General features: G+C 42.1%; 11 protein-coding genes. 1 reads left to right on the top strand and 10 read right to left on the bottom strand.

Annotated elements, in window-relative coordinates; all coding sequences use genetic code 11:
* Nucleotides 1-77: 77 nt before the first annotated feature.
* The 10 genes from B2746_RS20985 to B2746_RS20940 form a co-directional block, all read right to left on the bottom strand.
* Complete coding sequence (locus B2746_RS20985; RefSeq protein ID WP_290798619.1) at nucleotides 78-4,256, bottom strand: two-component regulator propeller domain-containing protein; 4,179 nt, start codon at nucleotides 4,254-4,256, stop codon at nucleotides 78-80.
* A 70-nt stretch (nucleotides 4,257-4,326) separates the two neighbouring features.
* On the bottom strand, nucleotides 4,327-5,460 hold the full coding sequence (locus B2746_RS20980; RefSeq protein ID WP_290798616.1) for a PKD domain-containing protein: 1,134 nt from the start codon (nucleotides 5,458-5,460) through the stop codon (nucleotides 4,327-4,329).
* 21 nt (nucleotides 5,461-5,481) lie between these two features.
* Nucleotides 5,482-7,164 (bottom strand): RagB/SusD family nutrient uptake outer membrane protein, encoded by a 1,683-nt coding sequence (locus tag B2746_RS20975; RefSeq protein ID WP_290798613.1) that lies wholly within the window; start codon nucleotides 7,162-7,164, stop codon nucleotides 5,482-5,484.
* A gap of 17 nt (nucleotides 7,165-7,181) precedes the next feature.
* Entirely contained in the window at nucleotides 7,182-10,046 is a 2,865-nt protein-coding gene (locus B2746_RS20970; protein WP_290798610.1) for a SusC/RagA family TonB-linked outer membrane protein, read from the bottom strand.
* Between the two features lie 30 nt (nucleotides 10,047-10,076).
* Complete coding sequence (locus tag B2746_RS20965; RefSeq protein ID WP_290798608.1) at nucleotides 10,077-11,870, bottom strand: RagB/SusD family nutrient uptake outer membrane protein; 1,794 nt, start codon at nucleotides 11,868-11,870, stop codon at nucleotides 10,077-10,079.
* 17 nt (nucleotides 11,871-11,887) lie between these two features.
* Nucleotides 11,888-15,190: a SusC/RagA family TonB-linked outer membrane protein gene (locus B2746_RS20960; RefSeq protein ID WP_290798606.1), complete on the bottom strand. Its 3,303-nt coding sequence runs from the start codon at nucleotides 15,188-15,190 to the stop codon at nucleotides 11,888-11,890.
* 119 nt (nucleotides 15,191-15,309) lie between these two features.
* Entirely contained in the window at nucleotides 15,310-16,989 is a 1,680-nt protein-coding gene (locus tag B2746_RS20955; RefSeq protein WP_290798604.1) for a DUF5060 domain-containing protein, read from the bottom strand.
* A 99-nt stretch (nucleotides 16,990-17,088) separates the two neighbouring features.
* Entirely contained in the window at nucleotides 17,089-17,829 is a 741-nt protein-coding gene (locus tag B2746_RS20950) for a ThuA domain-containing protein (protein ID WP_290798602.1), read from the bottom strand.
* Nucleotides 17,826-19,517, bottom strand: a complete 1,692-nt coding sequence (locus tag B2746_RS20945; protein ID WP_290798600.1) for a GMC oxidoreductase — start codon at nucleotides 19,515-19,517, stop codon at nucleotides 17,826-17,828. Before B2746_RS20945 ends, B2746_RS20950 begins: the two co-directional genes overlap by 4 nt.
* An 84-nt stretch (nucleotides 19,518-19,601) precedes the next feature.
* Nucleotides 19,602-21,992 (bottom strand): ABC transporter permease, encoded by a 2,391-nt coding sequence (locus B2746_RS20940; RefSeq protein ID WP_290798598.1) that lies wholly within the window; start codon nucleotides 21,990-21,992, stop codon nucleotides 19,602-19,604.
* 286 nt (nucleotides 21,993-22,278) lie between these two features.
* Here B2746_RS20940 and B2746_RS20935 point away from each other — a divergent pair, with 286 nt between their 5' ends.
* Nucleotides 22,279-23,529, top strand: a complete 1,251-nt coding sequence (locus tag B2746_RS20935; RefSeq protein ID WP_290798596.1) for a hypothetical protein — start codon at nucleotides 22,279-22,281, stop codon at nucleotides 23,527-23,529.
* Nucleotide 23,530 lies beyond the last annotated feature (1 nt).

The following is a 23,530-nucleotide window of genomic DNA, read 5'->3' as shown; positions in this document are numbered from 1 at the left end:
CAAAAATACCCTGCCGGATCAAACCATTCTGATGCTATCTTGACAATTAATAATACTTATCAACCTGCCATTTGCCTTTACTTTTTTTTATTCTTCCCGGGTAAATAATTATTGATGTATTCCCTGGGAGCCAACTTATACTGCTTTACGAAACATCGATCAAAATAGGAGCGACTGCTGAAGCCAACTTCAAATGCCACCTGAGTAATGCTCAATCGCCCCTCCAATAACAATTTTACACTTTTTCGAAGCCTTACTGACTTTATAAATTCATGAACTGTATTGCCTGTCAGACTTTTAATTTTTGCATATAATACAGAACGGCTTACGCTCATTTCTTTGCTGAGCATACGTGCATCAAGGTAAGAATCTGCCAGATTTGTTTCTATCAACTCAACCAATTGCCTTAAAAAATCCTCATCTGATTTATTAAGTCCTGCAGTAACCGCAGACATAGATTGCTCAGTTGTCACCAATTCCATTATCAATTCCCGTTGCTTTTCTTTCTTTAGTATTAAATTGATAATAAGCTGAATGAGTAAATCATTCTTTACAGGTTTCTCCAGATAAATATCAACACCTGCTGAATAAGCTTCCTTTTGCATGTGTTCCTGTACCTGACTCGTTAATAAAATTACAGGTATATGACTGGTTGAAGATTTAGATTTAATCTCTTTACAAAAGCGGAGGCCATCCATTCCAGGCATCAATAAATCAGCAAGAATAATATCCGGTATGGTTTCGTCCATAATTTTCAAGGCATTTTCTCCTCCGGAAGCTTCAAAAATTTCGAATAATCCCGATAAAACAAGCTTAAGGTATTCCCTCACTTCCCGGTTATCATCAACAATTAGAATTTTTTTACCATGAATCAGCAATCGATCCTGTTCCTGGAGTACCAATTCAGCAGATGGTTGCTGGCTGGCAACATATCGTAAACTTCTATGCTCTGATATTTCAGAATGTTCTGCCAAAGGAAAGGCAAGGGTAAATAAACTCCCGGATCCGGGAGTTGAAACTACCTGGATGGATCCACCATTTGCTTTCATAAATTCATTCGCCACCAACAAGCCCAACCCCACTCCTTTTTCTCCGGCTGTACCAGCTTGCCACGCATCTTTTTTCAAACTGAACAATTCATTCAACTGCGCTGAGCTCATACCAATACCATAGTCTTTTACCGTTATTAAAATCCTATTCTCAATAGTTTCAGATCTGATTTCAACAATTCCATTAAACTTTGAATATTTACACGCATTGGATAAGATATTCCGAAAAGCAGCATCTATCATATTCCGATCTGCCAATATTTTATTTTTTGTGTGAAGATCAATCGCCACGGTAATATTCTTATTCCTAAACTGACTATTCATCAATTCAAGATTTTCTGCAACCAAATCTGACAAATCCCAAATAGTCGGTTCCGGCTCAAGCAGATTGGATTCTGTTCTAGCCCAATTCAGCAGATTAAGCAATAAATCATGTAGTGCTGAAGAAGAGCGCTGAAGACTTAACAAATAAGTCTCCAACTCTGCTTTATTCATTCTCTTTAAATTGTTAAGGAGAAAACTGGAGAGTTCTGCCTGTGCATGAACCGGATTCTTAAGGTCATGTGCAAGTACTGAATATAAATGTGTTTTGGTTTTATTGATGGCCTGCAATTCTTCTACTGTTTCTGCTAAAAGAGAATTGTGTTGTACCATTTGTTTTTGCTGGTCCAGAATACGGTTTGTTTGCCGGATCAGCTCCGTATTGGCAGCTTCAATTGTTTCATTCTGATGTAGAATCTCATCCCGTTGCTCCATTAATGCTTCATTCTTTTCCTGAAGAGACGCAGTATGTCGTTTAATCTCAGATTTCAATTGAAGATTCCTGGCTTTTATGTTTGCAACCCGCCAGGAAATAAAAAACAGTACTAAACCAATGGTAATTAATAGCAGGATCAAATTAAACCACCAGGTTTTCCACCAGGGAGGAAGCACAACCAGATGTAATTTTTTATCCACAGCTTTCCAATGCCCATCCCGTTGAAGAACTTGAAAAATAAGGGTATAACTTCCCGTTGGTAAGTTGGTAAACAATAATTTTCGCTGGTTATCTGCATCTATCCATTCATTTCGTAATCCGTCCAATTTATAACGAAAACGCAAATCTTCAGCTGCATAATAATTGGGACTGGTAAATGAGATAGAAAAAAAGGATTGATTATGATTGAGTAGGATCGTGTCCGTATCATATAAATAGTTCTTTTGAATAGTATCGTTTTTAGAACCCTTTTGTTCATTGGAATAAATTTGTAACTCGGTAAAATAGAAAGAATGCGGAAGTTGGATTTGATCCGGTAACACTTTAAATCGTATAAACCCTCTTGAGCCCGCTGTCCATACTTCTCCCTTTCTGGAAATAAAAACGGAGCGTTGGAACATATCTGATGCCAATCCATCTGTTTGCCGATACAATTGCCTTTCAAAGGTGCTGCTGTTCAACTCCAGAATTCCTTCATTTGAACTAATCCAGAGATGGTCGCCATCTACCTTTATCGACTTCATAGCAGGTGGCAGACCTAATTGAGTTGCTATCCTTTCGAACTTTCCACTGGTATCTATAAATCTGTCCAGACCGGCTTCATGTACAATCCAGATCCTGCCATCGGGTGATTCCGTGACCATATTGACCGAATTGCTTCCAATGCTGCCTGATTCATTTGCATGAATAAATTGCCGCATGGTTTCGCCATCAATCACAAAAAGTCCGCTGTAGGTGCTAATCCAAATTCTCTTTTGAGAATCCTTAAAGAGATGATTTATCCAGGCTGGTGCTTTTAGATTAAATGGATATTTAGTATTGTTTCCCTCGTGAATAAACTGATCGGTCCGTTTATTATAAATCACCAATCCTTCACCATGTGTGCCTATCCATACAAGGCTGTCATCCGGAAGTATTGTTTTGACATCGTTGCCCGGCATACCGTTTTTGTTCTGAGGCTTAGAATGGAAATGTTTTAGTTGATTTCCATCTGAATCCAATAGTCGGATTCCATTCCCCCAGGTCGCTATCCAAACATACTTTCCATCCGGCTGCATATCATTTACCGCATCAGAATACAAAGAGGGGTCTGACAATCGAACAGACTGGTTTTTTTTAAAATCCCAACTATAAATTCCCGCACCATTTGTTCCAATCCAAACTTTTCCATCCGGCAGTTCTACAAATCCATTAATTGCACCCGGAATCTGTTCGGGTCGAATGCCCGATTTATAACTTATAAATCTGTTTTTATATTGATTGGTATAGAAAAGTCCTTTATCGATGGATGTGAACCAGGTATTTCCGGAATTATCCTCCATAACAGAGGTTATTGAAGTCAGTCTTTCATTCTCATTATTTTGCGCAGCCGATTTTAATGGTATAGGCTCTTTTGCTCCTTTTGGAAGAAAATAAACCAGATCACGCACAACCCCAATCCAAATCGTCCCTTTTCTGTCTTCATACAAACATCGGATCAGATTGGGTTTACCTGATCCCCCCAATGAAAACTGATCCAATTTATTTATTAATTCACCCCTCTTATTCAACACATACAAGCCCTGGTTTTCCGTACCTACCCAAATTGTACTATCTGATGCCGCTAACAAACTATTAATTTTTGTGAACCCCGGATTGCCTTGTGCCGGTTGCGGTATGGGGAGTATTCGCAATTTTCTTTCCTTAACTGAAATCTGTTGAAGTCCACCATTGATTGTGCCAATCCAAATATTCTGCGAAGCATCAATATCCATACAAAAGATCACATCAGCACCGGTACTGAACCATTCTTCCTTTGCATTTACCGGATCATAGGCACACAACCCATAGGAGGTTCCCAGCCATAATTGTCCGGACCTATCCTCCAAAATTGCATTTACCGGAATCGTGGTTTGATTAGTACGAAGAGGGTGAAAATTGAACTGGTCATTTATTCTGTCGTACTGAAATAACCCATTTAGACCACCTACCCATAATCTTTTCCTGCTGTCTTCAAATATGGTGTAGACGATAGAATTGGCCTGATACTTTTTAAAGGAATGACCATCCCAACGGAACAAACCATCAAAGGAAGCCAGCCAGTTAAAACCATAGGAATCCTGGAAAATATAATCAAACGAATTGGTTGGTAGTCCCTGTTCTGTTGTACTATTAAAATAACGATTCGATTCTTGTGCAAGGGCAAAGGAGGGAAGAAAGAACAGCCACAGTTTCAACCATAATCTCGTCATCGGCGCAGTTCATTAATGCTTCAAATCTACAGAAATGAACGCTAACCACCACCTTTACTGCTGCATCCTGTTAAGGAAGTTCTACAAATGACATATTATCCAATAACCAGTCTCCATTGGATTTCCCCTGCCAGGTTCCTGCCTGAATTCCAATAAATACCGTTCTTGTTTCAGTTGCCGTATATACTCCGCCGCTTGTTGCGCCAAATCCATAGGATTTGTTGGCTATATCCAGCAAACTTCCATTAAAGGCAGTACTGTTATTAAGTGCACCCCAGCCATGCCAGGAATTAATTACCAGAAAATGATTGGCTGCACTGGTATTGTTTTCAACCCAGGTATTTGCATCAGTAGAAATGTAAAACTGGAAATATGCCTGAGAAGCACCGGAAGGAATTTTTACCTGTGCAGACAATTTATACTTTTTGCCTGCTTCTACCTGAACAGCCTGATAAATCAGCTGGTTGGTGGAACCACCACTATTCGAAAAAGAAGGGAAACGCAGGGCAGCACCATAAGCACCTGCAGGTTTATCTCCGGTATATCCAAATTGAGGTGGATTATTATTCTGGCTTGCCCAGTTTTGCCAATGCGTTTCATCTCCTGATTCAAAGCCCCCACCCTTTAGTAAATTCATATCCTTTACTTCAATTTCCTTTTCTGTACTTATTTCATCACCCAATAATCCGGTTACGGTTAAACGAACAGTATAGGTCCCGAAATCAGGAAAGGCATGATCCGGATTCAATTCTGTAGAGGTACTGTTATCACCAAAATCCCATAAGACAGACTCAACTGCAGTAGAGGTGTTCTGGAAAACAAGATTTGTTCCAAACGAGGAAGCAATCGCAAAATCTGCTGTTGCCGGTGAAGAGGCAATTACTTCTTTATTGAAAACAGCAGCATATCCGGCTGCACTGTTCACTTTTAATTTGACCTCATATTTACCTGGTACTGCATAGGAATGTACCGGAGAAGCTTCTGTAGAACTGCCTCCATCCCCAAACTGCCAATAATACGTATCCCCGTTTTGGCTGGTATTGGTGAAACTTATCTGCAGTGTTCCGGAGTTATGTGTGAACGAAGCCTGCGGCTCCGGCCCCTCAACCGGATCTGATATGAAGTCGGCGTCTTTCCTGCAGGCACTCAAAATGGTAATTGCAAACATAGCAAGTGCCAGGTAGCAAGCGAATCTATTTTTCATATTGAAGCAATTTGTTTCGAATTAATAGCCTTGGTTTTGAATTAAACTTCCTTTGGAGGCAGCCAGTTCTGTTTGTGAAAAAGGATAACGATACATGGCCGGAGCAGTAAATTTTCTTTGCACAATGGATACCACCTGATAATTGAAGCTATTGTCGGGATTTTTGGTAACTGTTACTCCTTGTATAGGTTGATTCAGCACAGATTCTGCATCTTTCCAACGTAAAAGGTCCCAATAACGGTGATCTTCAAAGGCCAATTCTATCCTTCTTTCTTTTTTCAACGCTGTTCTGAATTCATCAGCTGAAGCAACTGTAATTGCCGGCAATGCATTGCTGGCGCGATTACGAACCAGCTGTACAGCCTGTCTTGCACTATATGGAAAACCCTGGGGTGCCATATCCGGTCCAGCCACTTCATTTAATGCTTCAGCGTAATTCAGCAATACTTCTGCATACCGATACAATACCCAGTTATGTTGCGCGGTTCCTCCCTGGGTAAGATTCAACTGATCTGTCAGGAATTTTTTTAGATAATAACCAGTCGGACTGGTATTAGGCTTTGTCATATCATCGCTGCCTCCCAATGACTGATCAATGATCCGACCATTCCAGGTACTGCCATTGGTTACAATAGATGCTGCTAATCGTGGATCACGATTGGCATAGGGATTGACAGGGTCGGGTGTACCAATATACTCATATGCGGCCACCAGATTGTGACTTGGTGCAACACCACTGTTTCCTCCTGGTGTTGAGATAGGATAATTACTGACCTCCGGCTGATTGCTGGCTGCCCGACGAACCGCAAATATGGTTTCTTTACTGTTCAACGCATTATTTCCGGTGAAATATTGTCCATATCCCCCAGTATGTAAGGCATAATCCAGCTCGGTTGCCTGCACCAGGTCACGGGCCGCATCGGCCGCCCGCTGCCATTTTCCCAAATCATTTGACGGATTATTCAAAGGACTGGCAGCATACAGTAATACCCTTGCTTTTATGGCTAATGCTGCTCCTTTTGAAAACCTTCCATCCTGATCAGCATACCCCGCTACCCTCCAGTTGGCTGCAACACTGTCTTTATAGGTATCAATTTCAGAAACTATATAATCAACCACTTCATCATACGTAGATTGCGGTACAATAACAGGCGCTGTTGGATTATAGGTTTCTGTAATCAGAGGTACAGCCCCATATCGTTTAATCAACTCACTGTAATAATAGGCACGCGCAATATGAGCTTCTCCACGATACCAGTTGATAAACAATTTATCACGACTATAATTTACCACATCTGCAACCGTATCGCGATTCATGGCAATAAATGCCCGCCAGTTCGCTGAATAATTCAGGTAAAAATTGGCTGCCCTGATTCCTTCGTACAAACGTTTATAAGAGCCCTCATCCGGATTACTGTTGGCATTTAATACACCTTCATTAAATACCTGCGACTGATTAACCGGTTGCGTTTGCTGCGCTTCATCCGATACAGTAGCAAACAGGTTATTGTCGATAGCAGTAAATCCATTTGGTAAAGAAGCATAAAAAGCGTTACCAAATGTATAAAGGGTTGCCCTGTCCGTTATAATCGTTTCAGGCGTTGCATTGGTATCTATTTTTGTATCCAGAAAGTCTTTTTTGCAGGAAGCCAGGCAGGTGAACCCAACAACCAGTAAAGCGATCTGCTGTTTAGCTATTTTCATACTAGAAGTTGTAAGATTTAAAATGTTAAAGAGATGCCGGCATTAAAGGATTTGATGGCCGGATAACCTCCCAGCGTTTCCGGATCCATATCGTAATTTTTCATCAGGCTGCTCCAGGTAACCGGATTAACTGCATTCACAAATATTCGGAAACTGCTCATCCGCATTTTTTCCAGCATCTTTCCAGGCAACGTATATCCAAGGGTAAGGTTACGGATGCGCAGGTAATCACCACTTTTAAGCCAGAAGCTGCTCATTCGGTAATTATTATTGTTTCCCTGAGTTGTTAAGCGTGGAAACCGGGCCGTTTCGCGGGTGTCAATCTGCTGATCCGGATAATAGGCCCATGCATTGGTTGAAGTCGAATAAGCATTTCCGTTATCAACAAAAGGCCGATATATATTTCCGTTATCCAACAGATAAACCGATGCTCCATAAGCACCTTGAAACAATACATCCAAATCAAATCCTGCATAGGCAATACGCCCCCCAAATGAATAGGTCAGTTTCGGAAAAACAGGATTGCCAATTTCAGTAACATCCCGCTGATCAACAACGCCATCACCGTCAAGGTCACTGTATTTTAAATCGCCCGGTTGAACGGCGCCAAAAGCCGGACTTGGTAAATTGGCTTTTAGTGAGCCATCCGCATTAAAATCACTGAGCTGATAGAATCCTTCTGCTTCCAAACCAATTCTGGTACCAAAAGATCTGCCGGTTAAAGCACTGAAGGAATTGGCAGGCGGAACTTCTGCCATATATTTGATCTTGTTTTTATTATAGAAAGCCATCCCGAAAAGCGCATAGTCGAATTTTCCAATACGATCGGCAAATTCTGCATTGATTTCAAACCCTTTGTTGGTTTGTTCACCGAGGTTACTTACAACCACCACATTTCCGTAAGATCCAGGCACCAGATTATCTCGTGTAAGGATGCCCGTACGTTTATCAACATACGCATCAACAGTTAAGGATAATTTTTTAAACAGCTGCACATCAGCACCAATATTATATTTCATACTGCGCTCTGCAAATACATTGGGATTGGCAATATATTGAGGCTGAAGTGAACCCTGGGATGCCGGAGTGCCATTTCCAAGGTAAAACAGGTTCCAGTTTAGCTGATAATACTGCTGGTACAAAAACCGGCCATTCTGCATACCGATACCTGCCCCATCGCTATCCGCTGAACCGGTTTTACCGGCAGAGGCACGCAGTTTCAAAAAATTAACCAGCTTACTTGATTTTAGGAAATCCTCTTCAGAAAGGATCCAGGCAGCAGATAGTGCGGGATAAAATCCCCATCGATTTCCTTCTGCAAATGCATCCGATCCAAAATAAGAAAACGCAATTTCTGCCAGGTATTTTTTCTTATAAGAATAATGTGCTCTTCCATTTAAATTCCGATAATGATACGCAAAGGAAAATAATCCGTCTCCGCGGAATTCCGATTGATGAAAATTAATGGCTGATTTTAAACTGTGATCTCCTGATTCTTTATCATATCCAACTGTTGCCAATAATTGTTTCCAGTCTTCCTGTCCGCCTGGCCATTGCTGATTGGCACGGATAGGAGTGTTCACATCTGTGGTTGTTTTTACTCCATTCAGGAAGCGGGCATAATTCGCCGTTTTACTATAATTGGAAATCATGAAACTGTTAAAGGAAAAGGCCTGACTCAGGTAGAGCCCGGGTAAAATTGCATCCAGTCTTTCCTTCAATTCAAAATTTCCCTGTAATATGCGGCTATTACTGGATGTCCAGCCTAATTCATTGATCGAAGCATACGGGTTATTCGGATAAATTGTGCTACCCGACCACTCTCCGCTGGCCGGATCTTTGAGTGGATAAATATTGGCAGGATACCTGGCCAGATCATTCCAAAACTGACCAGTATTATAATTAGGTTGTTTGTTTTCACCGATCCGTCCACTCAGATCAACTCTTGCTTCAACAATTTTAAACATCCTGAAATCGAGATTGGTCCGGAGGTTATACCTCCGGAATAATTTATTGGAGGTGGTATCTGTATTCGGCACATTGTATAACCCTTGCTGATTGGCATAGTTCATGGATACCAGGTACCTTGCATCTTCATTGCCACCGCTGAATACAAGATCAGCATCCGCATAAGGTGTTTGCTCTTTTACTGTTTCGTTGTACCAGTTCACATTGGTTCCTGAACCAGTTCGGTAATTATCAAGCTCGGCAGGTGAATAAGCAGGTGTCCAAACTCTTCCATTATCATTGCTCACAGCCTGGTTATAGAGTGATGCAAATTCAAAACTTCCAAGAGGCTTTGCCATATGAATGGGTTGCTGAATTCCTGCCCTTGTTTGAAAACGAATGGTTGGTTTACCCGCTTCTCCCCGCTTTGTCGTTACATAAATAACTCCATTTGCTCCACGCATCCCAAAAGTAGCCAGGGCAGCAGCATCCTTTAAAATGGAAACTGATTCAATTTCTGCCGGGGATAGATTCCGGAAATAATTTCGGTTGGCCTCAAAGCCATCCACAAATATTTTATAGGTATGATAACCACCTGAGCCCCCTAAAAAACCATAGGTTCCAATACCACGAATTCCAAGTAGTGCATCATCATTCCCGGGTTCACCACTACCCTGACTAACGGTTAATCCCGGTAATCTACCGAATAATGTATTGGTAAAATTAGCCGTTGGTGTTTTATAAAGCGTTTGGCCGCTTACTGTTGAAATAGCTGCTGTTGATAACCTTGCGGGAACGGTTAACAATCGGTTATGTTCATAAACAGGTTTCAATCCTCTGGTAGTATCGGAATCGGAGCTTATATCCTGTGCATGAGCCATGCTACTGAGCAGGCTCAACAGTACAGTACAGCAGGTTAAATATTTTATGTGCATTGCAATCCTTATTTGAATAGTGGAGACAAATTAATAGCCGGGGTTTTGAATGATAATTCCCTTATCGATTTCTTCCTGCGGAATGGGATCCAAATACATTTTATCATCCCAGAAAACGGTATAGGTCACTTTATCATAATAGTTGAGCAGGTTCTGTGGTAGGCGATCATTCGCTCCCTGTGCCACCAGCGTAAATTGAAACTCCCGCATTGGTCCGGCCAGAATACCATTGTTTATTCCTTCCAGTTTCCAATGTCTGACATCAAAATAGCGCTTGTTCTCATTATAAAATTCGATCGCCCATTCGCGTTGGATAATAGCACGAAGCAGGCTTTGATCTGTTTCTGTAATAGAAGGTAATCCGGCCCGATTGTGAACGATATTGAGATTTTCCAAAGCCTTTGTAGCATTTCCGGCTTCGTTATACGCTTCAGCCAGGGAAAGATAAAATTCTGCCATACGGAATAAGGGATAATCAAACCAGATTCTTGCACCTGCCCGGTAATAAAATTTTGTACTCTGGGCAGCACCCTTTCCTCTTCCTTCATGATTTTGTCCACTGCTGCATTGTGCATAGGTCCATGCAAACTCCCCGGGATTATTCCAGGTGTCAATACCATGCGCATAATTGGATGCCTTGAATCTTGGCTCCATCGCCTGCATTTTGCTGGCATAATCTGCATAAAGAAAGGCATTGCCAACACCTTCTCCCGGCCAAACCTGATCGGTGCCATCCTGCCGATAATAGTTTTCAAGAAAATTGGTGGGCATTCCATAATTATCCGTCAGGTAACGTTCATTTCCACTATACCGGGTAGGATTGTAAAACTTATACAGTTTACTGCCACCTTCATTCAATTTAAAGGCAAGCAATACCTCAGTATTATTGGGAAGAGAAGTGGCTGTTCCATAATCATCGAATGCATTTGCATTTGGTATGTTGGTACCACCGCCTGTATTAATTAGTTCATATCCATTCTGTCTGGCCCAGGCCAACACAGCTTCCTGTGCCTGTATGGTAGCTGTCCAACGACCAGCGTCTGAACTGCCAAAGCACACTAAGGTATTATCATCGCCAGAAACAACCGGCGCCGGGCTGTTAAATAGCGGACGCGCAGCATATAACAATACCCTGGCCTTTATGGCCAGTGCAGCTCCTTTTGTTAACCTGCCTACATACCTTGATTCTCTGGTATCCGGTAAACCTGCAACGGCTTCATCCGCCAATCCGGTAATGAAATCAAGTGTCTGTTGCAGGGAAGCGCGGGGAATATTAAGATCATCATCAGCCGCCAGTGCTTTTGATACCAGCGGAACTCCGCCGTATCTGATAAACATACCCATATACCGATAAGCAATCAATCCTTTCATTTCTGCCTTAATCTGATCCCTTTCTGTTGCAGGAATATCAACCGCCCTGTCAATATTTTCCATTACTGTATAACATTGCCGGATACTCCTGAAATTATCAAAGAAATTATCCGTGCTCTGCGCCCTGTTATTCTCAAATGGTGTGGGAGCAAACCCGGCTGTTACAAAGCGAACCAGACTCGCCCAGGTTTCACCATAGGATGCCTCACCTGAAATACCCGTAAGTGTTCCATTATTAATTGAACTGCCATTCCATAAGTTTTGCACCAATACCTGACGATAGGCATTTGCAATGGCACTTTCTGCTCCTATCCTGTTGGCGAAAACTGTTTCCACCGTGGTGTTTCCTGTGGTATTTGGTTTTTCAAGAAAATATTTCTGGCAGGAGGAAAAGAATACGGCGAGGGCCAGCAATATCAATCCTGCAAATTTTGTTACTCTTTTATATTGCATGCTTTCAGTTTTGAAAATTAAAAACGAATGTTTGCACCAAATACAACCGCTCTCGTCATGGGATAAATTCCATATCCTCCCTGATCAGTTGATTCCGGATCTACTCCCTTATCCAGGGCCTCCTTACTCCAGGTAAACAGGTTATTGGCATTGGCATAAACCCGAACAGCACTCATGCCTGCTTTTTTGAAGAAGGGATTGGGAGGGAAGGTATAGGCCAGTTCCACATTTTTAAGCCGGAAGAAATCTGTTGAAATTAACCAGAGGTCGCTGGAAAGATAATTGGCATTGCCGCCCGCACCACCATGCATGGTTGCCCGAGGATATTGTATGGCAGTATTACTGGCTGCCTTTTCCGGCGTCCACCTGCCCTCATATTGCCATTGCATGAGGTTGCCTGCAGTTTGAAAAAAGGGTGTGTTAAACTGATAATTGGCCAGGTTAAAAGATCCTTTTGCCGATCCATTGAACAACATGGTCAGGTCAAATCCTTTATAGTTTATCGCAGCTCTGAAACTGTATGCATACTGTGGCAGATTTGAAAATCCAATGGGAACAATATCCCGGTTATCAATAAGCTCATCTCCATTTATATCCTGATACCGAACATCTCCGAATGTAGCTCTGTTACCATTGAAGGTATTATATGGACGGGCATCCAATTCTTCCTGCGTATTAAAAAATCCATCTGTCTTAAGTCCTTTATACTGACCAATTGAATAACCGGTTTGAGCCATCCAGGGAAACTCTTTCTGTGCTTCAGCCCGATAAATTATTTTGTTCTTTGCATAACTCAGATTTCCGCCAATTGAATAACCAACCTTGCCTATTTTATCTGTCCAGTTCAATACAATTTCATACCCCTTATTGGTAGTGATTCCAACATTGGCCGGAGGAACAGCAGAAGCACTTACGCCATATGCATACGGAATAATTTCACTCAGACTGGTCAGGATATTTTTTCTATCGTCTTTAAATACATCCACCGTGAGCGATAACCGATCAGTTAAAAACCTGGCTTCCAAACCTATGTTCTGCTTTACAGCTCGTTCCCAGGTAACAAGGGGATTTCCAATATTACCTTCAGTTGCTCCGGAGAAAAATGGATTCTGTGCCGATCCATCGCTTGTACCCCAATAATAACCTGCCTGATTTAAATTGAAGGTGCTGGGTACATACAAATAACGCCGGCCTCCAATCTGATCATTTCCTACTTCACCATAAGAGCCCCGAATTTTAAGGAATGTAATTGCATTTGACTCTGGGAAGAAATTTTCATTGGAAACAACCCATCCCGCTGAATAGGCCGGAAAAAAACCAAATCGATTCCCTTCCAGAAATTGTTCGGTTCCATTATATCCCGCATTGAATTCAAGCAGGTATTTCTCCCTGAAATTATAGCCAACTCTTCCAACCAGACCCATAATTCCGGAAGGCGTATTATCACTGCTTCCAGGCATAATATATTTTTGCGCTTTTCCAAGAAATAAGGCAGTTATGCCATGGTCTCCAAACCGATTGTTATAATTTATGCCGGCATCCACATATAATTTTCTCCAAACAGAATTATGCCCGGGATCCGGATTAAATACATCTGCCCCTACAGCACCTCCAAAAAAATCAAGCTGGTTCGGATTCTCCGGATTTCTCCGGATGGCATATTCGGGAAGTGACGGAGCGTGGACGATAGCTTTTACATAACTGTCGTCATAGTTAAAAGTTCCTCTCAGTGATAATCCTTTAGTGAGATAATTCATATCATGTTTCACCACTATACTTCCGGTTAACATGGTATTGAACAAGGTTTCTGATCCGCTTACCAGCAGATTTCTAATTGCATTCTGCGGTCCCTTTAAACTTCCCACTTTTTCACCCAGCGGATTACCGGGTGATCCATTTGGTCCGGAGTATCCGTTCACCAGTTTTCCATCCACCAAACCGGGTGCCGTTATTGGATTGGAATCAAAAATATACTGCATGATGATTTTGTACCGGCCCGCCATATCATAAGGACCTGCACCAATACCAGGTCCCTTCGTTGTACCAAACTGCCCGGCCAGATTAACAGAAATCTGCAGGTTTTTCATCACATCAATGTCAAAATTGGATCTGAAATTGTACCGGTTATACCTGGATTCCGTATTCGCCCCTTCGTATTTCGTATTGGTAAGAATACTGCCCTGATCAAATAACCCTATTGAAGTAAAGTATTTCAGCCGCGATGTGCCGCCGGAAATATTCATGTTCAGTTGTTTCTGTGGGCCGGTTCCATTGAATTGTTCTGCAAACAGATCACGGCTACCATAATAGAGCGCCGGACTATTATTCAATGCGGTCTTTTGCTGGTCAGTTAAATTACTCATCGCTGCTACCTCATCCGGAGTATAGTCACGATTATTCTGAAATTTCCAGAGATCATCTGCACTAAACAGATTACGGCCAAAACTTGTATTCTGAAAGGCGGATTCTTCCACACGAATTGCCTCATTCCGCATCATCGCATATTCATACGAGTTAGCGTTGTTCAATAGATTGGTTGCCTTGGTAAAACCATAATTTCCTGAAAGACTGATTTGCGCCTTCCCGGATTTACCTCTTTTAGTGGTAATCAGTATTACACCATTTGCACCACGAATACCATAAACAGCAGTTGCAGAAGCATCTTTTAAAATGCTGATATTTTCAATTTCATTTGCATCCATCGCATTCATCTGATCAAAGGCACGTTCAGGTGCTTGCTCTACTCCATCAATTACTACTAATGGATTCACACTTCCTGCAAAAGTGGATACACCCCTTATATAAATGGACGCAGCATTCCGACCAGGCTCACCACTGCCCTGTAATCCGGTAAGTCCGGGTGTATTCCCAATCAGCATATTGGAAATATTGGATACCGGTGTACGCACCAGCTCCCTTCCTGATACGGCTGCTACCGCACCTGTAACGGTTGCTTTTTTCTGACTTCCGTAGGCAATTACCACTACATCATCCATCGTACCGCCAGACTCCTCCAGTATAATTGTTAACTCTAAAGCAGTACCTGCTCTTTGTTCAATGGTCTGAAACCCTACGTGAGAAAAAACAAGAACAGATTGGGCATTTGGAACCCGAACTGTGAATCGTCCATCGGCACCTGTAGTTGTTCCAGTGCCCGACGATTTGATATTCACACTTACATCAGCAATGGGTTGTCCGGCTTTATTCAGGACCTGCCCGGTAACCTGCATTGTTCCGGAAGAGTTTACCTGTGCATGCAGCATAGATCCCAGAAGCAGCGCAATTAATAAGAGGCAAAGACGCCATTGGGCTCTTTTCATATAGCTTTGGTTTTGGTCAATCGTTATTATTTCAAAAGTAGATGCAGAACAAATCGAATTCTGATGCTTTCTTAACATTTGCTTATGTTCTGCAGGATTCAAAATGCATGAAATCGGTTTCATTCAAGTATAAAAACTTTATCTTTCCCGGCTTCCATACTGATATCATTTAATAAACTATTCTTTGTTGATTCAATATTTTTCAGAGTTGAAAAGGTAGCTGATTCGCAATCATACACTTTTCCGGATTTCTTTTTAAGCTGTGTGGAATTCAGTTGGATACTGGTTTTTTTAGATTCTGTGGAAGGATTATATGCATAAACATAAATTTTAGCTCCACATTTTACGGCGTAAATTTCAACTCCTTCCGTTGCGGTAACAGGTAGGACGTTAAATTCTCCTTTCCCCGACTCCAGCATCTGATCCATAATTTTCCGAACATTCAAAATATACCGGTCAGTTCCACGATCATCAAAAAACTCCCACCACCAGGAAAGCGGTAATACCGGTGTTGATGAAAAAAGCCCGTACCATAATCCCCGTTTGAAATCACTGTCCATTTCTGCTCCAAACTGATTAAAATCTTTTTGCCAGTCGTACTCATAGCCAAATTCTCCAATTACATAGGGCTTATTGAAATCCTTCGTGTAATTGTTTATTGTGGTAGGTAAGGCCCGGTTATTTTTATAAATATGTTTCTGATTGAAATCAATGGATTGTATCGAATTCAATCCTGGTAAGTCGCGATGGGAAATACTGGTTGTAATCAGGTGATCGAATGGATCAATCTGTTTAAGGTAATTACTCATTTCTTCATGCCATTGAACAATATGAGGAGAAGGAATGGGATTTCCGGCATTTCTAAATTGGATATTATCAATCTCATTGAAAAATTCCCATGCTCCAATGGCGGGACTATATCCCCAACGTGCTACGATAAAACGCAGGCGGTTTTTATATTGAGCTCTTGCCTTGGGATCAATGAAAAAATCCTGTGTAGAAGTCTGATAACGGCCATGTTTTTCATCATAGGTACCTGGCCCAAGTGTTAACATGATATATAATCCAAGTGAATCGGACAATTCAACCAATCGATCCATCTTACGGATTGCTTCCGGATGATAATAGGCATCAGAGTTCGTATACCGGTTACTGTTTATTCCTGATTTCCAGTCAAGCGGAAGATTCCAGGAACAAATCCAGGTACGGAAATAATTGCCTCCGTAAGAAGCCAAAGCAGGAAGCATTTCTTCATAATTGTATTTTGGCTTTTCATGCAGGGATTTGAAATATTTTGAATCATCACTGGCTCTTGACTCCCAACAAATATTTTCACCAATGCCACGGAAAGCTTCTCCATTATCAAAACGGAAAGTCCAGTTGTCTCCCGCTTTAAGAATTCCTTTCTTCTTTGATTTTTTTGACAGGATGCTTTGCTCTGCTGTTGTATGAACAAGTTTATACTTTTTCCATAATTCAAAATTATACGAATAGTTACCCACTTCCTGTGGCAGAAATCTTGCCTTCCAATTGGAAACCTGACCCGACTGGCCAGATTCATAGTAACAGGGTAGAATAAGTTCCTTTCCGGATGGAGTGGTTAGTATCATATTCAGCGCCAGTTCCTCCTGTAAATAGGGATTTTCAAAACTGGTGCTGATTTGCAGATTCCATTCTGATTTTTCATACTGCGATAAATTTGCAGAAGCAGTAACAGCAGATTCAATTTTGTCCTGCGCTTTGGAGAATTGAATAGTCAACAAAAAAATGACAGAAAGAATAGAAAAAATACGGTACATAGTTTTGAATTATGGCAAACAAAGAAAATATAGCTTCTCAAAACTAGTTGGTATAGTTCCTGTTTTCTGATTGATTCTTAACAAAGAGATATGCAAAAACTACAAAGTCCATTCAATCCCCACCCAAACCAATCGGATAAATGAGCTGTCTGTATAGGCTTCGTCAAAATGCCCCAGACCAACATAAAAACTACGCCCACCTTCGAATTCATGGTACCAGCTTACGGGATGTACGGATCCCATTTTACCGCCGCTATAGGAATCTTCCTGTACTGTTAGTATAACATTCAGGGAGTCGGAAACCGACCTGAAATTATATACTTCATCATACCAGCTAAAACTGGCTGGCAAATGTTTTACAGCGGGGAATGTTTTATCCTTCACCTGATATACGGCCTGCTGAGGTTCGGGATGCCCATCAAAATAAGCACCGATCAATTTGTTATACCAGGGCCAGTCATATTCGGTTGTTGTGGCTGCATGAATACCGGTAAAGCCGCCCCCTGACCGAATGAATTGCTGGAAGGCTAATTGTTGCAGACTGTCCAGAATATCTCCTCTTGTATTAAGAAACACAATACCCTGATATTTTTTTAGTCCTTCAGCCGTAAATATTCCGGAATTTTCTGTCGTATCCACCTGATATCCCCTTTCAACCCCCGTCTGCATGAACATTTTTTTTCCTGCCTCAATGGATGCATGCCGATATCCACCGGTTGTTTTCGAAAAAACTAAAACGCTTTTTTTCTGGCCTGCTTTTTCAGTACAGGAAAGTAAACAGAAAGACACTACTGCTAATCCAATGAATTTGTTGCAATGCAGTTGAATTATTTTTATCATAGGTTTTGTTTTTTTAGTTCTGCTACTGCAAAATCACATGCCCTTGCGGTTAATGCCATATAGGTGAGTGAAGGATTCTGGCAGCCTGCTGAACTCATACAGGAACCATCGGTTATGAACAGGTTTTTAACTTCGTGTGCCTGATTGAATTTATTTACTGCGGATGTTTTTTTATCCATTCCCATACGGGCAGTTCCCATTTCATGCACACTTAATACCCTTGCCTTGGGAGTAGTTGCCCTGTCAAAGGTTTGAATATTGGAAAAGCCCAGCATTTCCAGCATTTCTGCTGCACTTTCAACCATATCCCTTCGCATGGCATACTCATTTTCTTTTATTTCACAATCAACCACTATCAGTGGCTGGCCCCATTTGTCTTTTGCTGTCGGATGCAGGCGGATATGATTTTCATAAAAAGGCAATTGTTCACCAAAGCCACCAAAGCTCATGGTCCAGATTCCCGGTTCAATAAGTCCTTTTTTTAGTTCCTCTCCTATTTCATATTCATTCGGATTTCTCGCCCAACCCTGCCGTTCTGCACTTGTCTGATACGCAAATCCACGGAGATAATCTGCTCTGTCAGTAGCTGAATTGCCGAGGTTCCGAAACCTGGGCAGATAGGGACCATTGGCTCTTCGTCCGCTGTAATATTGGTCGTCCATTCCCTCCCAACTACCTGATGCACCAGCTCCAACATGATGATTAATCAGGTTATGTCCAACCTGCTGGTAATTATTCCCCAAACCATTGGGAAATACCTCAGATACTGAATTCAAAAGGATGCCCGCTGATGCAATGGTAGATGCATTAAGGAATAAAATGCGGGCATAATATTCTTTGAATTCGCTGGTTTCCGCATCAATCAACCGTACTCCTTTACATTTTTTTGTCTCCTTATCATACAGCAGTTCTGTTACGATTGAAAAGGGACGGATGGTTAATTTTCCGGTTGCTACTGCAGCTGGAATTGTTGCGGAATTACTGCTAAAATAGCCTCCAAACGGACAACCCAAATGACATTTATTTCTGTATTGACAGGGTCCCCGATTCCCTATTCGTTCACTAAGATTGGCTACCCTTCCCATTATCAGCCGGCGATCCTTTCCATACAATTTCTCCATCCGTTTTTTTACTTCCTGCTCGAGACAATTCATTTCCATTGGAGGCTGGAAAACACCATCCGGCAGATGAGGAATTTGTTCAATGGATCCGCTGATGCCGACAAATCGTTCAACATAATCATACCAGGGGGCTATATCACGGTATCGTATTGGCCAGTCAATGCCAAACCCATCCTTTTGGTTGGCTTCAAAATCCAGATCACTGAACCGGTAGCATTGTCGCCCCCAAACAAGAGAACGCCCTCCTAACTGATAACCGCGAATCCAGCCAAACGGTTTTTCCTGCACATAGGGATGTTCCTCGTCTTCCACAAAAAAATGCCTGGATGCCGGTGACCAGGCATAAATACTGCTTTGAACCGGATTCGCCTTTTTTGCTGCAAGCGTCGCATTTCCATGGTGTGATTCATTCCAGCTATGGTCATTTGCGGTTGGGTAGTCTTTTACATGCTCAACCATTCTTCCCCTTTCAAGCAGCAGTGTTTTCAGGCCCTTTTCGCACAACTCTTTGGCTGCCCATCCTCCGCTGATTCCTGATCCAATTACTATAGCATCATATGTTTGCATGGCAATACCCGTTAGATTCATTCAAATCTAACGGACCAGTCAGGCAAATAATAATTCAATCCTAACAAAAAATGATGCAAATTCTTATTCCGAGCGTAAGCTTTTTACCGGATTCAGGAAGGCAGCCCGAATGGTTTGAACACTGATCGCTATCAATGCCAACATGCTTAAGCCAAACGCAGGCCAAAAAAATGCATCCAGGTGTATGGTGGTTCTATAACTGAAATCTTCCAGCCATTTATTAGCTGCATACCATCCTATGGGTAAGGCAATAACCAGCGCGATGAAAATCAGGCGCAGGAAATGTGAAGCCAGCATCCAGACAATCCCCTTTACGGAAGCTCCTAATACCTTACGAACACCAATTTCTTTGGTTCGTTGCTGTACAGCGAAAGCGGATAAACCAATCAGTCCGACACAGGCAAGGAGAATGGCTACTGCTGTAAACAATCCGATTACTTTGGATGTTTGCTGTTCGGCCTGATACATTGCCGTATAGGATTCATCCATAAAACTATAACTGAAAGGCCGGTGCTGAACCAGGCTTTTCCAGGTCTTTTCGATAAATGCAATAGTTTCCGGAAGCTGTTCGCCTGATACTTTCACCAGTAATAAATTTCCAAAAGTGGATGGAAAAAGTACCAGACTTTGGATTGGCGCATGTAATGAACTGAAATGAAAATCTTTTACCACTCCTTTTACAACTCCCGGTCTGGATGCATCCAGAAACATTCGCTGACCCACTGCTTCATCAGCAGTCCAGCCCAGTTCTCTTGCTGCAGATTCATTTAAGATAAATTGGAAATTTCTTTTACTCTCCTCCTCCTGATCTGCATCCAGCAAATCCTGTTTTGTCAAATCCGAACCTGCCAGCAATTTAATTTCATTGGTCTTCAAATACTCCTCATCAATCGGATTGGCATATACATTTAATGAGCTGTTTTCAGGCATGGTTGCACTTCGCATTCCATATCCGCCTTTAATCGAAATGGGAGCATTGTAGGCAAAGGAAGTATGTTTGATTGCTGGATTCGCCTTTAACTGACTCTTTAGTAGCTCCATTTTTTCAAGGACCTTATTATCAATCTTCAACTGGATTACATGATCCCGGTTGAAGCCAAGTGATTTTTCCCGGATGTATTGAACCTGTTTATAAATTACAAAACTGCCGATCAGCAGGAAGGCTGAAATCGCGAATTGAAATACCGTTAAGGATTGGCGAACCAGCTGCCCACTGCCACTGTTTCGGAAGCTTCCTTTTAATACTTTTATCGGCTGAAAACCGGATAGTACCATCGCCGGATAAGAACCCGCCAACAGGGCAATGCAAAATACCATGACAAGGGCCGAGAGAATCAGGGAAGGATGCAATAAATCGGAGAAATTCAATTGCCGGTCAACCAGGCCATTAAAGCCAGGCAGGAGCAGCGCAGTTAATCCAAGTGCTGCAGCCAGCGCCAACACGGCGATCATTACTGATTCTCCAAGGAACTGCCCAAAGACCTGTTGCCTGGATGCTCCGGCAACTTTGCGAATTCCCACTTCTCTCGCCCTCTCCAATGATCTTGCTGTGCTCATATTGATATAAGTAAAGCAGGCTATCAGCAAAATAAGAAGGGCCATGCCGCTGGCAATATAGATATAACGGATATCCGTATTCGCAACATACGCGCTGTAAGGAGAATGCAAATGAACATCAAAATAGGGTTCAAGATAATAGGTAAGAAACACATTCGGATCATTCATCTCCTTCTCCATAAATGGACGGATCTTGGGCTGCATGCTTTGAATGGAAGTTTCATTCTTTAGCAATAAATAGGTTTGGTAATTCGCATTCCAGTAGGTTTCTTCCTGGCTGGCTCCGAGTGATGAAAAGGATCCTAACAGAGAGAAGCGAATCTGTGAATTAGCCGGACAATCCTTTGCAATACCCGTTACCTGATAAGGTGTTTGAGCTGCTCCTACCAGTATGGTCTGACCAACTGCATGCTGTTGCGGAAAATATTTTTTTGCTGCCGACTCCGTTAAGACAAGCTGATTGGGTGATTGCAATACTTTTTCGGGTACCCCTGCCAGTAAGGTGAAGGAAGAAAATACATTAAAAAAGGTGGAGTCTGCAAAAAGAAATTCCGGGTCTTCAAAAACCTGATCCCCAATTTTTAGTAACCCGCTTCCGGATGTCATTCGGACACCCTCTTCCACTTCCGGAAAGTTTCGTTTGAAGGATGGCATCACTTTGGTGCTGGTATAATTTCCTGCGCGCTTTTCGGAATCTCCAAAGCCATATTCCATGATAACTCTAACAATTCGGTTGCCTTTCTCCTGAAACCGGTCGAAACTGAGTTCATGCCGTATATACATAAACATAAGCAAACAGCAGGTAAATGCCACCGCTAGTCCGGCCAGGTTGATAAACGAAAAGCCCCTATGTTTCCAAAGATTTCTAAGTGCGATGCGCCAGTAATTCTTTAACATACCCATTGTGTTGTAACAAAATTCCCCCAATGCCTGTGCCAATCCTTCAATTCATTGATTATCTGATTATTAAGCAATTTTCTATCGCTCAAAATGTCCGAATCCGAACAACCTGTGTTCGCTTTTACCTCCCACCCGACCGGTGGCACCGGTCGGGTGAAATTTTCTTGAGACAACCGCTGGTGGGCGAAAACTGCGCTTAATCACGGTAATCCTGCCATTACTGCTTCCTTAACATTTTGACAAAAAGTTCCAACCCTAATTTGCGCCCCGAAACAACCTTATCATGAACAAATTTTATCTCTTCCTTTGTATTGGGCTCTTTTCTCTATTTGCCAGTTGCAGTAAATCTAAAAATGGTGAAATACCTTACCAGGGTCCGCCTCCGGTTAGCAGGCCAGCCGGCCAGCCACTTGGTGACCAGCAAAATTTTCAAATTGGTGCTGCAGGTGGACAATTCAGCTCTGCGGATGGTAAATTGAAAGTAATAATTCCTGCAGGTGCATTAACAGAAACAACCACCTTCCTGGTTCAACCGATTTCCAATACAGCTGATGCCGGCGTTGGGACGGGATATAGAATTTTACCTCATGGGCTCAATTTTCAAAAGCCAGTTACCATTCAGTTTTCATACGAGGATCTTATAGACTCGATTCCCTCTGAGGATGTGTTGTCAATCGCCTATCAGTCCCAGGACGGAATCTGGCATATGGTACGACCACATACATTAAATAAAAACAATAAAACAATTGAAACTCCAACTACCCATTTCAGTGATTGGGTGCTGGTAACCTGGCTCAAACTCATACCAACAGCAGCTGAAGTTTCAACCAATGAACAAGTACCCCTGACTGTTTTAAACTTTCATCCTTATTCAAATGATCTGCTTGCACCGCTGGTAAGCTCCGATAATTCTACACTGCCACTCGGAGAAGGCAAACCGGTTCCCGCAGGCCTTATAAAAAAATGGCAACTCACTGGTCCGGGAAAATTGACTGGTTCGGGAAATAAAGGCAATTATACAGCACCTGCAACTGTTTCGGGTGAAGCAAGTGCTACTGTAGTTGTTGAATTAAAATCCGACGCACACCAATTACTGCTTCTTTCCAATATCAAAATCCTTGGTGAAGGAATACGGTACCGCTATGGAAACGGAGACTGGAGGACAATACCCGGACATATAGGGATTGCCACCGGAGACATATCCGGATTAGCAGGAGAAGATGATACAGATGTTCTTAGCATAATCTGGAAAGGTACATCCGGAACCTATGCATGGAATTATGAAGGAGGAAGCTGTGGAATGACAATAACCAATCCGCTGCTTTCAAAATACTATACCGCTTTCTATGAAATAACGGAAGAAGAAGTGCTCAACAGTGGTGGAGGAATTACCATTAATAATTGGGGGCCGATTGGAACGGTTGTAACTGGCAGCTTTCTTGTTTCACCTTCCGGAATTCGTTCCGGACTAAGCGGCCTGCAAATCGGAACAGAAACCGTAGAAGGTACTTTCCGCGTAAAAAGAATTAAGTAAT

The sequence above is a fragment of the Flavihumibacter sp. UBA7668 genome, assembly GCF_002483205.1.
Lineage (GTDB): Bacteria > Bacteroidota > Bacteroidia > Chitinophagales > Chitinophagaceae > Flavihumibacter.
The sequence above is the reverse complement of the archived record's forward strand: the minus strand, read 5'-3'. Positions and strand labels throughout refer to the sequence as shown.

Excerpts from the sequence above, each read along its gene's own strand:
- B2746_RS20985 (WP_290798619.1), bottom strand. The coding sequence starts at position 4,256 with ATGACGAGATTATGGTTGAAACTGTGGCTGTTCTTTCTTCCCTCCTTT.
- B2746_RS20980 (WP_290798616.1), bottom strand. The coding sequence starts at position 5,460 with ATGAAAAATAGATTCGCTTGCTACCTGGCACTTGCTATGTTTGCAATT.
- B2746_RS20975 (WP_290798613.1), bottom strand. The coding sequence starts at position 7,164 with ATGAAAATAGCTAAACAGCAGATCGCTTTACTGGTTGTTGGGTTCACC.
- B2746_RS20970 (WP_290798610.1), bottom strand. The coding sequence starts at position 10,046 with ATGCACATAAAATATTTAACCTGCTGTACTGTACTGTTGAGCCTGCTC.
- B2746_RS20965 (WP_290798608.1), bottom strand. The coding sequence starts at position 11,870 with ATGCAATATAAAAGAGTAACAAAATTTGCAGGATTGATATTGCTGGCC.
- B2746_RS20960 (WP_290798606.1), bottom strand. The coding sequence starts at position 15,190 with ATGAAAAGAGCCCAATGGCGTCTTTGCCTCTTATTAATTGCGCTGCTT.
- B2746_RS20955 (WP_290798604.1), bottom strand. The coding sequence starts at position 16,989 with ATGTACCGTATTTTTTCTATTCTTTCTGTCATTTTTTTGTTGACTATT.
- B2746_RS20950 (WP_290798602.1), bottom strand. The coding sequence starts at position 17,829 with ATGATAAAAATAATTCAACTGCATTGCAACAAATTCATTGGATTAGCA.
- B2746_RS20945 (WP_290798600.1), bottom strand. The coding sequence starts at position 19,517 with ATGCAAACATATGATGCTATAGTAATTGGATCAGGAATCAGCGGAGGA.
- B2746_RS20940 (WP_290798598.1), bottom strand. The coding sequence starts at position 21,992 with ATGTTAAAGAATTACTGGCGCATCGCACTTAGAAATCTTTGGAAACAT.
- B2746_RS20935 (WP_290798596.1), top strand. The coding sequence starts at position 22,279 with ATGAACAAATTTTATCTCTTCCTTTGTATTGGGCTCTTTTCTCTATTT.